12 protein-coding genes are annotated in these 15,082 nt (G+C 65.5%); 5 read left to right on the forward strand and 7 right to left on the reverse strand.

The window, feature by feature from the left end:
• Nucleotides 1-321 precede the first annotated feature (321 nt).
• A complete protein-coding gene (locus WS45_RS34600) occupies nt 322-504 on the reverse strand; it encodes a hypothetical protein (RefSeq protein WP_156436976.1) in 183 nt (60 codons plus the stop codon).
• Between the two features lie 45 nt (nt 505-549).
• Here WS45_RS34600 and WS45_RS00510 point away from each other — a divergent pair, with 45 nt between their 5' ends.
• Nucleotides 550-1,974: a DHA2 family efflux MFS transporter permease subunit gene (locus WS45_RS00510; protein ID WP_059697549.1), complete on the forward strand. Its 1,425-nt coding sequence runs from the start codon at nt 550-552 to the stop codon at nt 1,972-1,974.
• Between the two features lie 256 nt (nt 1,975-2,230).
• Here the strand turns inward: WS45_RS00510 and WS45_RS00515 are convergent, their stop codons facing one another.
• The 3 genes from WS45_RS00515 to WS45_RS00525 all read right to left on the reverse strand — a co-directional run bounded on the left by WS45_RS00515 (nt 2,231) and on the right by WS45_RS00525 (nt 5,981).
• Nucleotides 2,231-2,974 (reverse strand): 2OG-Fe(II) oxygenase, encoded by a 744-nt coding sequence (locus WS45_RS00515; protein ID WP_059697551.1) that lies wholly within the window; start codon nt 2,972-2,974, stop codon nt 2,231-2,233.
• 282 nt (nt 2,975-3,256) lie between these two features.
• Nucleotides 3,257-4,849: an inorganic phosphate transporter gene (locus WS45_RS00520; RefSeq protein WP_059697553.1), complete on the reverse strand. Its 1,593-nt coding sequence runs from the start codon at nt 4,847-4,849 to the stop codon at nt 3,257-3,259.
• A 223-nt stretch (nt 4,850-5,072) separates the two neighbouring features.
• On the reverse strand, nt 5,073-5,981 hold the full coding sequence (locus WS45_RS00525; RefSeq protein WP_059532643.1) for a LysR family transcriptional regulator: 909 nt from the start codon (nt 5,979-5,981) through the stop codon (nt 5,073-5,075).
• Between the two features lie 127 nt (nt 5,982-6,108).
• Here WS45_RS00525 and metE point away from each other — a divergent pair, with 127 nt between their 5' ends.
• A complete protein-coding gene (metE, locus tag WS45_RS00530) occupies nt 6,109-8,403 on the forward strand; it encodes a 5-methyltetrahydropteroyltriglutamate--homocysteine S-methyltransferase (protein WP_059697555.1) in 2,295 nt (764 codons plus the stop codon).
• A gap of 152 nt (nt 8,404-8,555) precedes the next feature.
• Here the strand turns inward: metE and WS45_RS00535 are convergent, their stop codons facing one another.
• On the reverse strand, nt 8,556-9,881 hold the full coding sequence (locus WS45_RS00535; protein WP_059697557.1) for an MFS transporter: 1,326 nt from the start codon (nt 9,879-9,881) through the stop codon (nt 8,556-8,558).
• A gap of 53 nt (nt 9,882-9,934) precedes the next feature.
• A complete protein-coding gene (gene speB / locus WS45_RS00540; protein ID WP_059532635.1) occupies nt 9,935-10,891 on the reverse strand; it encodes an agmatinase in 957 nt (318 codons plus the stop codon).
• Between the two features lie 139 nt (nt 10,892-11,030).
• Between speB and WS45_RS00545 the strand changes: the two genes are divergently transcribed.
• A complete protein-coding gene (locus WS45_RS00545; RefSeq protein WP_059532632.1) occupies nt 11,031-11,942 on the forward strand; it encodes a LysR family transcriptional regulator in 912 nt (303 codons plus the stop codon).
• A gap of 68 nt (nt 11,943-12,010) precedes the next feature.
• Here the strand turns inward: WS45_RS00545 and WS45_RS00550 are convergent, their stop codons facing one another.
• Complete coding sequence (locus tag WS45_RS00550) at nt 12,011-12,475, reverse strand: Lrp/AsnC family transcriptional regulator (protein ID WP_044848788.1); 465 nt, start codon at nt 12,473-12,475, stop codon at nt 12,011-12,013.
• Between the two features lie 134 nt (nt 12,476-12,609).
• On the opposite strand from WS45_RS00550, the gene WS45_RS00555 reads away from it, so the two are divergent.
• Both WS45_RS00555 and WS45_RS00560 read left to right on the forward strand, forming a co-directional pair.
• Nucleotides 12,610-13,233 carry a LysE family translocator gene (locus WS45_RS00555; protein WP_059532629.1) on the forward strand — a complete coding sequence of 208 codons (624 nt, stop codon included), beginning with the start codon at nt 12,610-12,612 and terminating at the stop codon, nt 13,231-13,233.
• A 205-nt stretch (nt 13,234-13,438) separates the two neighbouring features.
• Complete coding sequence (locus WS45_RS00560) at nt 13,439-15,028, forward strand: S53 family peptidase (protein ID WP_059697559.1); 1,590 nt, start codon at nt 13,439-13,441, stop codon at nt 15,026-15,028.
• Nucleotides 15,029-15,082 lie beyond the last annotated feature (54 nt).

The following is a 15,082-nucleotide window of genomic DNA, read 5'->3' on the forward strand; positions in this document are numbered from 1 at the left end:
CCCGTGTGAAAGTAGGTAATCGTCAGGCTCCCTAAGCCAGAAACCCCCGCCCGAACAGGCGGGGGTTTTTGCATTGGCGCGGCGGAAACGCGCGCGGAATGGCGAGTGCAAGGCGGCTGGAGCTGACGCACCCAAGGTCTTGCTCCAGATGCCCACGGTTCTCGAGCAATCCGCCACTTCGCACCACCGAGATCGCTCGGCACCCCTTATCCAGATCAGACCAATCCGCGATCAGTTGGCGCCAGCCAATGTCGATGAATCTGGCAAAGGTGCTCTAATGGCCGATGATGCCCGACGTTGTTCGATGATCGTCGAACAACGTCACTTTCCGGAAAAAATCCCCCGACTTGATGTTCTCGTCCCGCCATTCGGTGACTGCGGCACGATATCGTCATAAAAATCTATGCGCATAAAGTCCATTTGCGCGACATGCCCGGCAAAGCAGATAAGCAGCCCTTCAGGGTAATATCGCCGTTCATCCCGATTCCCGGTGTTCATCTGCATAAGCCGGCACTCGGTGTCCTTCGCATTCCGTTTCCCGCACCGTTCATGACCGACAGCCCCGCACAGAGTGGTCGGACGACCGACTTCTTGCCATACCTGGTCGCTGCAACGTTCTTCATGGAGTATCTCGACACGACCGTGATCGCGACTGCGCTGCCGCAGATGGCGCACTCGTTCGGCGTCGGGCCGAACGCGCTGAGCCTCGGGATGACGGCCTATATGCTGGCGCTCGCGGTGTTCATCCCGATCAGCGGCTGGATCGCGGATCGTTATGGCTCGCGCACGGTGTTTGCCACCGCCATCTTCGTCTTTACCGGCGCGTCGGTGCTGTGCGGGCTGTCCGAGGGGGTGATGACGTTCACAGCCGCGCGTCTGCTGCAGGGTGTCGGCGGAGCGATGATGGTGCCGGTCGGACGGATGATCGTCGTTCGCAGCACCGAGAAGGCTAAGCTGATGCGCGCAATCGCGACGATCACGTGGCCTGGCATTGTCGCGCCGGTCGTTGGGCCGCCCATTGGCGGCTTCATCACGACCTACGCGTCATGGCGATGGATCTTCCTGCTGAATGTCCCGTTCGGCATTGTTGCGCTCGTCTGTACCTGGCTGATCGTCCGGAACACGCGTGCCGACGAGCAACGACCGCTCGACTGGGTCGGCTTCGTGCTGGCAGGCGCTGCGCTGACCTGTCTGCTGATCGGTACCGAAGCGGCCGGCCAGCAGGACGTCGACTTCACGCGCGCGGGTATTCTGGTGGGCGCGAGCGTGCTGTTCGGCATCGCCGCGTGGATGCACGCGCAACGCTGTGCGCATCCGCTGCTCGATTTCACGACGCTGAAGGTGCCGACATTCTCGGTGACGGTGATCACCGGCTCCATCACGCGGATGGCGATCAATGCCGTGCCGTATCTGCTGCCGCTGCTGTTCCAGATCGGCTTCGGGCTGTCGCCGTTCCAGTCCGGCCTGCTGCTGCTCGCCAGCGCGCTCGGCAATCTCGGAATGAAGGCGGGAACGTCGTGGATCCTCGATCGATTCGGTTTCCGGCGCGTTGCGCTCGTCGACGTGACGATCGTCGGTCTCTTCACGATCGCGTGTGGCTGGCTGACAGCGTCGACGCCGCTGGCGATCACGCTGTTCGTCGTATTCGTCTACGGTCTCACGCGGTCGATGCAGTTCACGACGCTCGCGACGCTGGCGTATGCGGATATCCCGGCTCGGCAGACGAGCGCGGCCAGCACGCTGTGGAGTGCTGCACAGCAGATGACGATCGGGATGGGGATCGCATTCGGTGCGTTGTCGCTGCGGCTCGCGGCGTTGGTGCGTGGCGACGCGGCCGGCATGCATTACGTGCTCGACGACTTTCGCTGGGCGTTCGTTGCGGCGGGCGTGCTCGCGCTGCTGACGTTGCCCGGTTATGCGCGGCTGGCTTCCAATGCTGGCGATCGCCTGCGGGCAAATGCGGCCCGCGGGTAAGCAGGACTTCTCATTGCATTGGCGTCGCGACGGGTGAGGGCTTCAGTTTTTTGTCGCTCACTTGAAACGTCGATCCGTCATGGCGACGATCGTCTGAAGGACAGTGCGCCCCGTCGCCTGTCACCACCGGTGATGCGCGGACCATGCGGCGGCGGCACGGCACAACGATCCTCGCGCAATGATGTGCGGTGCTTGTTGCGCAAACTCACCCGCATGCCGAATGGCGCGACAACATCACGTTGCACCCCGCAGGCCGTCATTGCGCGTCATGGAAGATGATGCCGACCGTGTGGCGGTGGCCGCTTCGGATTCTGCTCACGCCATGGCGCAAGTTGACGCGGTAGACGCCGCGCGTTCCCTGCACGGGCCTGCCGTGGACGGCGAACATCACCGCGTCGCCTTGTATCAGCGGCACCACTTCCGCGCGTGACTGCATGCGTGGTCGCTGTTCCGTCAGCACGAACTCGCCGCCCGTGAAATCCCGACCAGGTACCGACAGCAGGATAGCGACCTGAAGCGGAAAGACATGCTCACCGTACAGGTCCTGATGAAGGCAGTTGTAGTCGTCGGGACCGTATTGCAGGATCAGCGGCGTCGGTCGTGTCTGTCCCGCCGCGTGGCAGCGATCGAGGAATGTCCGGTGCTCTTTCGGATAGCGGATGTCGATTCCGAGTGCCTGGTTCCAGCGATTGGCGATCGGCGCGAGATGCGGGTAGAGCGTCGCACGCAGCTCGGCGACGACCCCGGGCAGCGGGTACGCGAAGTACTTGTATTCGCCGCGCCCGAAGCCGTGCCGTGCCATCACGACGCGCGAACGATAGAGCGCATCCCGCGGATAGAGCGAGGCGAGCGCATCGCACTCGCTCGCGGAGATCAGGCCCGGTACTCGCGCACATCCGTAGCGATCGAGCTCGACATCGACGGCCGGCCAGTCGATTGCATCAACGCGTTGCGCGATGTCCGTCGATTCGACGGCAGGTTGCGGATTGGCGATATTCACGGGCGTACCTCGGTTCGTCAGCGTTGTGGCGCCGTACGGTCGCGCGGAATATTCGCAAGCGTCGCGTGCACGGTTGAAGCCACGATGAAAGTTGATGAACCCAGTCTAGCGGCGTCCGTGTGCCGGCGCGCTCCAGATCTTGCTCTCCAATCCGGAAAGGCGGAAAAGGCAACGACGTGGCACGGCCCCATCGAATGCCGAGACGTGTCGAAGCGGAGAAGGGACCGTGAAATTTTCCACGAGAGGCGACCGGCTTTCACCGGCCACCTCCCGTTTACCCGATCAAGCCGCTGACCGGAACAACCAGTAGAGCCCGCCTGCCAGCACGATTGACGCGGGCAGCGTCAGCACCCACGCGAGCACGAGGCTGCGCACCGTGCTCCACTGCAACCCGGATCCGTTCGCGGCCATCGTGCCCGCGACGCCCGACGACAGCACGTGCGTCGTCGACACGGGCAGCCCGTACACGTCGGCGGCGCCGATCGTCAGCATCGCGACGAGTTCGGCCGACGCGCCCTGCCCATACGTCAAATGCTGCTTGCCGATTTTTTCACCGACGGTCACGACGATCCGCTTCCAGCCGACCATCGTGCCGAGGCCCAGAGCGATCGCGACGGCGACCTTCACCCACGTTGGAATGAACTTGGTCGCGTGGTCGAGTTGCTTGCGATAGTTGTCGATCGCGAGCTTGTCGTCGGCGGCGAGCGCCGGCTGCCCCGACTTCTCGATCAGTCGAATTGCTTCGGACACCAGATACATCGTGTTGCGCACGTTGTCGACGTCGCGTTGCGGCACCGCCGCCATCGACCCCGACACGCCGACCGCGGTCGCGAGCGACGTGGACAGCTGTTGCACAGCAGGCAGCACGGCGGGCGTCAGTTCACGATGCTGCACGTAGTGCTCGACGTCGGCGCGCGGGTTCGCGGACGGCGCGACGCCATTCGTGTACTTCCCGAACGTTGCGGCAGCCTGGTTCGCGACGGCGACGAAGGTCTGCGTTTCGGCCGGCGTGACGGCCTTGTTCAGCGCATACGCGGTCGGCACCGTACCGATCAGGATCAGCATGATGAGGCCCATCCCTTTCTGCCCGTCGTTCGATCCGTGCGCGAACGACACACCCGTGCAGGTCAGAATCAGCAGGCACCGAATCCAGAACGGCGGCGGTTGATCCTTCTGTGGCTCCTTGTACAGCTCGGGAATCCGCACGAGCGCTTTCAGCACGAGCAGCAGCAGTGCCGCGCACAGGAAGCCGACGATCGGCGAAAACAGCAGCGACTTGCCGACACCGAGCGCCTGGCCCCAGTCGACGCCGCTCGTGCCGGACGGCCCGTGCATCAACTGGTTCATCAGACCGACGCCGATGATCGACCCGATCAGCGTATGCGAGCTCGACGACGGTAGCCCGAAATACCAGGTCGCCAGGTTCCACATGATCGCGGCGATCAGCAGCGCGAACACCATCGCGAAGCCGGCGCCGCTACCGACCTGCAGGATCAGTTCGACCGGCAGCAACTGCAGGATGCCGAATGCAACGGCGCCGCTCGAGACCATCACGCCGAGGAAGTTCCACATACCGGACCAGATCACCGCGACGTTGGGCGTCAGCGAGTGGGTATAGATCACGGTGGCCACCGCGTTCGCGGTGTCGTGGAAGCCGTTGACGAATTCGAAGCCGAGCGCGATCAGCAGCGCGGCGCCGAGCATCAGGTACGGGAATAGCGACCCTTCGCGGACCGGCGACAGATCGGCGATCAGGTGTGTGGCGATATAGGCGGCGCCGAACGCGAGCACCAGCAGGAACACGGCATAGCCGACCTGCCTGGTGCGTGCGACTGAACCCGGATTGTTCGATGCGGACGAAGCAGGATGATTCATGACGGCATCTCGTAAGGGAACCGCGTCCGATCCTAGCTTTCGCTAGCAGTCAGTTTGATGACAGTACGGATGACGAATCATGGTCTTACGGATGTGTAAGGGGAAGGCGCCGTGACGTCGTGACGCAACTTGGCGTGCAAGGCTCGCGTCGTCGTCCATATAGTGAACACCAGCCTGCGCACCGGCATGCGGGCCGTCGAAAGTGCGCAGTGTGCGAGCGCGGCTAGCGCAGCATGCGTGGCGCGCTCCATGTCGATTCGCGCGCCAGCGCGACGAATGCGGCCAGATAGTCGATCGACGCATCCGCCTCGCGGATGCCGAGGAAGATCTGTTTCGCGATGCCCTTCTTGCCGAGCTTCACCGGCACGACCGGCATCCGGTCCGCGTATTCATCGGCAAGCCACCTCGGCAGCGCGGCCACGCCGCGCCCGCTTGCCACCATCTGCAGCATGATGTCGGTCGTCTCGATCGACTTGTGGCGTCTCGGCACGATGCCGGCCGGCGTCAGGAACTGGTTGTAGATGTCGAGCCGGTCGGTCTCGACCGGGTAGGTGATGAGGACCTCGTCGGTCAGCTGCTCGGGCGTCACGTAGTCGGCGTTCGCGAACCGATGCGCATCCGCGACCACCAGCACCTGCTCGTAATCGAACACGGGATCGAAGCGCAGCCCCGGCTTGTTCAGCGGATCGGGCGTCACGAGCACGTCGATGTCATGGCCGAACAGCGCGCCGATGCCGCCGAACTGGAAGCGCTGCTTCACGTCGACGTCGACGTCCGGCCAGCGCGACAGATACGGCGACACGACCTTCAGCAGCCACTGGTAGCACGGATGGCACTCCATCCCGATGCGCAGCGTGCCGCGCTCGCCCTTCGCGTACTGCTTCATCCGCTCCTCGGCGAGTTCGAACTGCGGCAGCAGCCGGTTCGCCAGCTTCAGCAGATACTGCCCGCCCTGCGTGAGCCGCAGGCCGCGGCCTTCCCGGTCCCAGATCGGCGTGCCGAGCTGCTGCTCGATTTTCCGGACGGTATGGCTGAGCGCCGATTGCGTGAGATGCAGCGCATTGGCGGCCGCGGTCAGCGAGCCCTGGCGCTCGACTTCGCGGATTACGACGAGATGGAATCGTTCCAGCATGGAGATCGTTCGCTCAGCAGATACATGAACAGATTTAATGAATGAATGAAATAATGCCATTTTATTTCATGAGATGAAATCCCTATGATGGCTGCCGGATCTTCAATTTCTTCTGGATGGCAGCTTCATGGTTACGACACACAACCTCGGTTTTCCGCGCATCGGCGCGAAGCGCGAACTCAAGTTCGGTCTCGAACGCTACTGGAAGGGCGAATCGTCGCGCGACGCACTGAAGGCACTCGGCGCCGAACTTCGCCAACGCCACTGGAACGACCAGCGCGACCTCGATCTCGTCCCGATCGGCGATTTCGCGTTCTACGATCAGGTGCTCGACATGAGCTTCACGCTCGGCAACCTGCCGAAACGCGTGCAGGACTTCCATGGCGATGCGCTCGACAACTATTTCCGCGTCGCGCGCGGCCGTTCGGCGCAGTCGGCGGAAGAACACGCGGCATGCTGCGGCGGTGTCGCGGCCGGTGAAATGACGAAGTGGTTCGACACGAACTATCACTACATCGTGCCGGAGTTCCACGCGGACACGAACTTCTCGCTCGATCCGTCGCGCCTGCTCCAGCAACTGGCGGAAGCGCAGGCGCAGGGCGTCGCCGCGAAGCCGGTGATTCTCGGCCCCGTCACGTATCTGTGGCTCGGCAAGGCGAAGGACGATTCCGATCGCCTCGCGCTGCTGCCGAAGTTGCTGCCGGTATATGGCGCGCTGCTCGACACGCTGACCGCGCAGGGTGTCGAATGGGTGCAGATCGACGAACCGATCCTCGTCACCGAGCTCGACGCCGAATGGCGCCTGGCGCTGCGCACCGCGTACGACGCGCTCGAGACGCGCCGCATCAAGCTGCTGCTCGCGACGTACTTCGGACAGCTCAAGGAAAATCTGACGCTCGCGGTCTCGCTGCCGGTCGACGGCCTGCATATCGATGCGATCAACGCCCGCGACGAAATCGATGCACTCGTGCGCGAACTGCCGGCCGACCGCGTGCTGTCGGTGGGCGCGATCAACGGCCGCAACATCTGGAAGACGGACCTGAACGCGACGCTCGACTGGCTCGAACCGCTCGCGAAGCGACTGGGTGATCGCCTGTGGCTCGCACCGTCGTGCTCGCTGTTGCATGTGCCGGTCGATCTCGCGAACGAGGAGAAGCTCGACGCGGAGATCCGTGCATGGCTCGCGTTCGCGCTGCAGAAGCTCGACGAACTGAAGGTGCTCGCGACCGCGCTGAACGAAGGCCGCGACAAGGTGGTCGACGCGCTCACCGCGAACGCTGCCGCGATCGACGCACGCCGTCGCTCGCCGCGCGTGAACAACCCGGCGGTGAAGGCCGCGATCGCGCGCATCGACGCGCAGCTCGGCAATCGCGCGAGCCCGTACACGCAGCGCGCGCCGAAACAGTCCGCGCGCCTGAAGCTGCCTGCGTTCCCGACGACGACGATCGGCTCGTTTCCACAGACCGCCGAGATTCGCCTGGCGCGCAGCCAGTTCAAGGCCGGCGTGCTGGATGAAGCCGGTTACCGCGAGGCGATGCAGGCGGAAATCGCGCGCAGCGTGCGCGAGCAGGAGTCGCTCGAGCTCGACGTGCTGGTGCATGGCGAAGCCGAACGCAACGACATGGTCGAATACTTCGGCGAGCAGCTCGACGGCTACGCATTCAGCCAGTTCGGCTGGGTGCAGTCGTACGGTTCGCGCTGCGTGAAGCCGCCGATCCTGTTCGGCGACATCAGCCGGCCGAAGGCGATGACGGTCGAATGGATCGCGTATGCGCAGTCGCTGACGAACAAGCCGATGAAGGGCATGCTGACCGGCCCGGTGACGATCCTGAACTGGTCGTTCGTGCGCGACGACCAGCCGCGTTCGGTGTCGTGCTACCAGCTCGCGCTCGCGATCCGCGACGAAGTGCTCGATCTGGAGAAGGCCGGTGTGCGCGTGATCCAGATCGACGAGGCCGCGTTGCGTGAAGGGCTGCCGCTGCGTCGCGCGCAATGGGGCGAGTACCTGAAGTGGGCGGTCGAATCGTTCCGCATCACCGCGAACGGCGTACAGGACGATACACAGATCCATACGCACATGTGCTATTCGGAATTCAACGACATCATCGCGTCGATCGCCGACATGGACGCGGACGTGATCACGATCGAGACGTCGCGGTCGGACATGGAGCTGCTCGACGCGTTCGACAGCTTCAGGTATCCGAATGAGATCGGGCCGGGCGTGTACGACATCCACTCGCCGAACATCCCGACGCAAGATCACATCGTCGGCCTGATGAAGAAGGCGGCCGAGCGGATTCCGGCGGAGCGCCTGTGGGTGAACCCGGACTGCGGGCTGAAGACGCGCCAGTGGGCGGAAGTGATTCCGGCGCTGACGAACATGGTCGCCGCCGCGAAGACGCTGCGCAGCCAGGTGCGATAACGCGCGAACGCGGGGTGAATGTCGTCGCGATCGATGATCGGGCGGCATAAAAGGCGGCCCGCATGTCGCGATGAGCGTTTGGGGACGTTGCGGCGTACCGCAGTACGCCCAATGCAAACGGGCAGGCGATGTCGCCTGCCCGTTGCGTGGGGTTACGCGGTGCGTGCGCCGCGCGGCAGCGTTTCGTCCGCCTTGCCGGGCGCGCCGGCATCGTCGATGCTGACGCGGCGCGAGATCAGCCACACGCACACCGACGACAGCACGGCGGCGCTCGTGTACTGAATCGCGAGCGGCCACCATTGCGGCGCGGTGTTCTGTGCGATCAGCGTGGCGACGAGCGGCGTGAGGCCGCCGGCGATCGCACCGCACACCTGGTACGCGATCGAGATCGCCGTGTAGCGGATGCGCGCGATGAAGATGCTGCTGACGAAACCCGCGACCACCGAGTAGTAGCCCGATTCCGCGAGCGTCGCGAGGCCGACGCCGACCGTGATCGACAACGGCGTGCCCATGTGCACGAGCGGCAGCATCACGAACGGCACGATCGCGGCCCAGGCGCCGGTGATCAGCAACACGCGCGTCGTGCCGAAGCGCTGCGCGATGAACGCGGCGGCGAGCTGCACGACGAACTGCAGCACGGCGACGATCGTCATGCAATGCAGCACCATCGACCGGTCGAGCGACAGGAACTGCGTCGCGTAGCTGATCATGAAGATGTTGCTGAAATACACGCCGGCGATCCCGTACACGTTCGCGCCGATCGCGAGCAGCAGCAGCGGCCAGTACTTGAGCGCCTCGCGCACCGGGTTCTGCGCGGTGTTGCCGCTCTTCCTGACTTCCTCGAACTCGGGCGACTCGGACACGCTCGCGCGGATCACGAAGCCGACCGCCAGCAGCACGGCGCTCGCGAGGAACGGCACGCGCCAGCCCCAGCTCATCATGTCGTCCTTCGACAGCGTGCTGATCGCGCCGAACGCGAGCATCGACAGGATCAGGCCGCTCGCGCTGCCGAGCTGCGCGAACGACGCGAAGAACGTGCGCTTGCCTTCGGGCGCATGCTCGCCGGCGAGCAGCACCGCGCCGCCCCATTCGCCGCCGACCGCGATGCCTTGCAGCACGCGCATCAGAACCAGCAGGATCGGTGCGATCACGCCGGCCTGCGCATGGGTCGGCAGCAGGCCGATCGCGACCGTCGACACGGCCATCAGCATCAGCGTCGCGAGCAGCGAGCGCTTGCGACCGAAGCGGTCGCCGAGATAGCCGAACATCACGCCGCCGAGCGGCCGCGCGAAGAAGCCGACCGCGAACGAGCCGAACGACGCGAGCAAGCTGACGAAACGGCTTTCGCCGGGAAAGAACAGCGGCCCGAACACGATGGCGGCGGCGGTCGCGTAGCTATAGAAGTCGTACCATTCGATCGTGGTGCCGACGAATGAAGCGAGCGCCGCCCGCTTCGGTTGCTTGATGGCAGTCCCCATCTGTTATGTGCTCCTCTGGAATCCTCTGATTTGGAATAGGTCGTGTGCCGGGATCAGTCGCGGTACGCGACGCCGGGCAGCACGCACAGCAACTCGTAGGCGAGGTTCGCGCCGAGCAGGGCCGTGGTGCCGAACGGGTCGTACGGCGGCGCGACTTCGACGAGATCGCAACCGACGATGTTCAGCCCCTTCGCGCCGCGGATGATCTCGAGCGCCTGCGGCACCGTGAGGCCCGCGATTTCCGGCGTGCCGGTGCCCGGCGCGTAGGCCGGATCGATGCCGTCGATGTCGAAGGTGATGTAGACGGGCGTGTCGCCGATGCGCGCGCGCACTTCTTCCATCAGCGGCGCGAGCGACTTGTTCCAGCATTCCTCGGCCTGGACCACGCGGAAGCCCTGCTCGCGGCACCAGTCGAAATCCTCGGCGGCGTAACCGGTGCCGCGCAGGCCGATCTGCGTGACCTTGTCGCCGTGCAGCAGGCCTTCCTCGACCGCGCGGCGGAACGGCGTGCCGTGCGCGATCTTTTCGCCCATCATCGTATCGTTCACGTCGGCGTGTGCATCGACGTGGATCAATGCAACCTTGCCGTGCTTGCGGTGGATCGCGCGCAGGATCGGCAGCGCGATCGTGTGGTCGCCGCCGAGCGTGATCGGCTTGCAGTCGTGCGCGAGAATCGCGTCGTACGCGGTCTCGATGCGCGCGATGGAATCGTGCAGGTTGTACGGGTTGATCGCGATGTCGCCGATGTCGGCGATCTGCAGCGAATCGAACGGCGCGGCGCGCGTGGCCATGTTGTACGGGCGCAGCAGCACCGATTCCGTGCGGATCTGGCGCGGGCCGAAGCGTGCGCCGGTGCGATTGGAGGTGCCGAGGTCGAACGGCACGCCGACGAAACACGCGTCGAGGCCGGCGGCGCTCGCCACGTGCGGCAGGCGCATCATCGTCGCGATGCCGCCGCTGCGCGGCATTTCATTGCCGCCGAGCGGCTGGAAATGGGTGTGATCGTTCATGGGCTTGTCTCTTCCGATGTGGGGTTGCCGTATCATTCGACGCGGCCTGGCGCATAGTTTTACGCGTCCGACCGGAAAGAAGAATGCGAAGATATCGACGTAAACATCGATTTTCATCGATGTATGGAAGGGGAATAGCGTGCTGGGGAATCTGTCGACCCTCGATCTGCGGTTGATCCGCGTGTTTCTCGCGGTCACGGACGCGGGCGGCGTGTCGGCCGCGCAGGCGATGCTGAACGTCGGCCAGTCGACGATCAGCGCGCAACTGTCGTCGCTCGAGACGCGGCTCGGCTACCGGCTCTGCGAGCGCGGCCGCAGCGGCTTCCGGCTCACGCCGAAGGGCGAGCGGTTCCACGCGATGAGCCGCAAGCTGCTCGCCGCGCTCGACGAATTCGGGATGGCCGCGCGGCACATGGACCGCCAGCTCGTCGGTACGCTGAATATCGGCCTGATCGGTCATACGCCGGTCAGCCAGAACGCGCGGATCGCGGAGGCGATCGCCGCGTTCCGCACGCGCGACCAGGCCGTGCGCTTCTCGATCTCGGTGCGCGCGCCGGGCGATCTCGAGGAAAAACTGCTGAGCGGCGAGATCCAGATCGCGGTCGGCTACTTCTGGCATCGCGTGCCGACGCTGCACTACACGCCGCTGTTCGTCGAGCGGCAGGTCGCATACTGCGGTCGCGGCCATCCGCTGTTCGAACGCGCCGGCGCGCTGACGCCAGCCGACGTCGCGGGATTCGAATGGGCCTGGCGCTCGTATCCGCTGCCGGAGGCGCAGATGTCGACCACGCCCGATCGCGTGACCGCGACCGCCGACAACATGGAGGCGGTCGCGCTGCTGATCCTGTCAGGCCATCACCTCGGCTATCTGCCGCAGCACTTCGCGGCGCCGTATGTCGCGCAAGGGCTCCTCGCGCCGCTCAGCCCGGATCGGCTGCATTACGAGGTCACGTTCCACATGGTCGTGGCGCGCGATGGGCGCGGCGATCCGCTCGTCGAAGCGTTTCTCGAGGATCTCGAGCGCGCGCACCAGTCGCCCGACGTCGTGTGAACCGGCGTGCGGCCAGGCAACGCCGGCACTGTGGACGAATGTCACGCCGGAGCGGGCCGCAGCCTGCATCACGGCACCGGCAACCCCGCGTCATGCTTCACCTCCCGTAGCGACAGCGCCGATTCGATCGACGTGACGCCCGGCAGCATCCGCAGCGAGTCGCGCAGGAACGTGCCGTAGTCGTCGAGATCGCGCGCGACCACCTGCAGCAGGTAGTCGGCCGTGCCCGCGACGTTGTGGCACGCGAGGATCCGCTCGATGCCGAGCACTTCCCGTTCGAACCGGTCGGCGACCTTGCGGTCGTGCGTCGCGAACCGCACGAGCACGAACGCGACGACGCCGAAGCCGAGCGCCTGGCGTGACAGCTGCGCGCGGTAGCGCTCGATGTAGCCGTCGTTTTCGAGACGTTTCAGGCGCCGCGCGCACGGCGTTTCGGACAGGCCGACGGAATCGGCGAGGCGCGCGATCGGCAGGCGGCCGTCGCGCTGCACCGCGGCGAGAATCGCGCGATCGGTTTTGTCGAGTTCGGTCATGTTGGCGGAATCCGTGTCTGGATTCCATGATTGTGGCGGATTCCGCTATGGATCGCCAATCCTCAGCCAAAGATGGCCAATAATCCCTCCACCTTCAGCGGCAACATATCGTCATTGAAGGACGGGGGCAGACCATGATTTCCACGCATTTGCTGTTGATTTATCTCGCCGCGCTGGCGGCCATCTACGCGGTGCCCGGGCCCGACATGGCGCTCGTGCTGCAGACCAGCATCGGCCGCGGCGTGCGCCCGGGCATGGCGGCGGCCGCCGGCCTTTCGCTGTCACGCACCGCGCACGTGACGCTCTCCGCATGCGGCGTCGCGGCGCTGATCCGCAGCGCGCCTTGGCTGTACGAAGCGATCCGTTACGGCGGCGCGCTTTATCTCGCGTACGTCGCGATCCAGGTGTTCCGCTCGCCGGTGTTCGCACTCGGCGACGGCGACGAGGCGGCCTCGGACGAACTGCGGCAGTCGTTCTTCAAGGGGCTGCTGACGAACCTGCTGAATCCGAAGGCGCTGCTGTTCTGCTCGGTGCTGCTGCCGCAGTTCGTGCGGCCCGAGGCCGGGCCCGTCGTGTGGCAGATGTTCGAGCTCGGCGCGCTGCTGGTCGCGGCCGGCGTGTGCTTCGACCTCGCATGCGTGTTCGGCGCGTCGCGCATCGCGGCGTGGATGCGCGCGCATCCGCTCGCGCAGACGGTCCAGCGCTGGACGTTTTCCGCTGCGCTGATCGGGTTCGCGCTGCGGCTGTCGATGGATTGAGCCGATCGACGGAGGCCGCGTGCAATGCCGGCCTTCGTGCCCATGCCCCGCCGCAGAAGGGCGTGCGCGCAAATCGTCTGACTGATCTAAACTCCCTTTAACTTCGCGCATTCGCGAACCGACTGACCGAACGGAACCGACTTCCGCCGGCTATGTCCGATTTCCTGGCTGTTCCGTGCAACGCGGTACCAAGGAGGGTCAGAACATGGCAAGGCATCTTCACGCCGACCGTGAACCCCGAATCGTCCCCGAGTCCAAGTGCCTCGGCCCGTGCGATCCGGCAGAACGCATCCACGTCACGATCATGTTGCGGCGGCAGGAAGAAGGGCAACTCGATACGTTGGTCCACCAGCTCGCCACCGGCGACGCACAGGCGAAACCGCTGTCGCGTGAAGCCTTCGCGCAGCGTTTCTCCGCCCATTCCGACGACATCCGCAAGACCGAGGACTTCGCGCGTCGTCATCAGTTGACGGTCGATCGCGTCGACCCGGTCGAAAGCGTCGTCGTGCTGTCGGGCACGATCCAGCAGTTCGAAGCGGCATTCAGCGTGAAGCTCGAGCGTTTCGAGCATCGTTCGATCGGTCAGTATCGCGGCCGCTCGGGCCCGATCGCGCTGCCGGACGATCTCGGCGACGCCGTCACGGCCGTGCTCGGCCTCGACAGCCGCCCGCAGGCGCGGCCGCACTTCCGGCTGCGTCCGCCGTTCAGGCCGGCGCGCGGCGCCACGAGCGTCACGTTCACGCCGGTCCAGCTCGCGTCGCTGTACGGTTTTCCGGCCGGCGACGGCGCCGGGCAGTGCATCGCGATCGTCGAACTCGGCGGCGGCTATCGCGCGGCCGATATCCAGCAGTATTTCCGCGGGCTCGGCATCGACACGCCGCCGACGCTCGTCGACGTCAACGTCGGCACCGGCCGCAACGCGCCGACCGGCGACGCGAACGGCCCGGACGGTGAAGTCGCGCTCGACATCGAGATCGCCGGAGCGATCGCGCCGGCCGCGAAGATCGCGGTCTATTTCGCGCCGAACAGCGACGCGGGCTTCATCCAGGCCGTCAACGCGGCCGTCACCGACAAGACCAACAGACCGTCGGTGATTTCGATCAGCTGGGGCGGGCCGGAAGCGATCTGGCAGGCGCAGTCGGCGCAGGCGTTCAACCGTGTGTTGCAGGCGGCCGCCGCGCAGGGCATCACCGTGTGCGCGGCGTCGGGCGACAGCGGCTCGGGCGACGGGTTGCAGGACGGCACCGATCACGTCGACTTCCCCGCGTCGAGCCCGTACGTGCTCGGCTGCGGCGGCACGCAGCTCGATGCGCTGCCCGGGCAGGGCATCCGCGGCGAGGTCACGTGGAACGACGAGGCGTCCGGTGGCGGCGCGGGCGGCGGCGGCGTCAGCACGCTGTTCGACCTGCCGGCATGGCAGCAAGGATTGAAGGTTGCGCTCGCCGACGGCAGCAGCATGCCGCTCGCGAAGCGCGGCGTGCCGGACGTCGCCGGCGATGCATCGCCGCAGACGGGCTACGAGGTGTCGATCGCCGGCACGCCCGCGGTGATGGGCGGCACGAGCGCGGTCGCGCCGTTGTGGGCCGCGCTGATCGCACGGATCAACGCGGCGGCAGGCGCATCGGCCGGCTGGATCAATCCGGCGCTGTACAAGAATCCGGGCGCGCTGCGCGACATCACCAAAGGCTCGAACGGCACGTATGCAGCCGCGTCCGGCTGGGATGCATGCACGGGCCTCGGCAGCCCCGACGGCGCGAAACTCGCGGCAATTCTCGCGCGCAAGCCGTCGAGCTGATACGCCGGCACAGGCCTTTTCACGCGACGCGGGTTTCCTGCCCGCGTCTTTTTT

Source organism: Burkholderia sp. RF2-non_BP3 (assembly GCF_001522185.1).
In the GTDB taxonomy this organism is placed as follows: domain Bacteria; phylum Pseudomonadota; class Gammaproteobacteria; order Burkholderiales; family Burkholderiaceae; genus Burkholderia; species Burkholderia diffusa.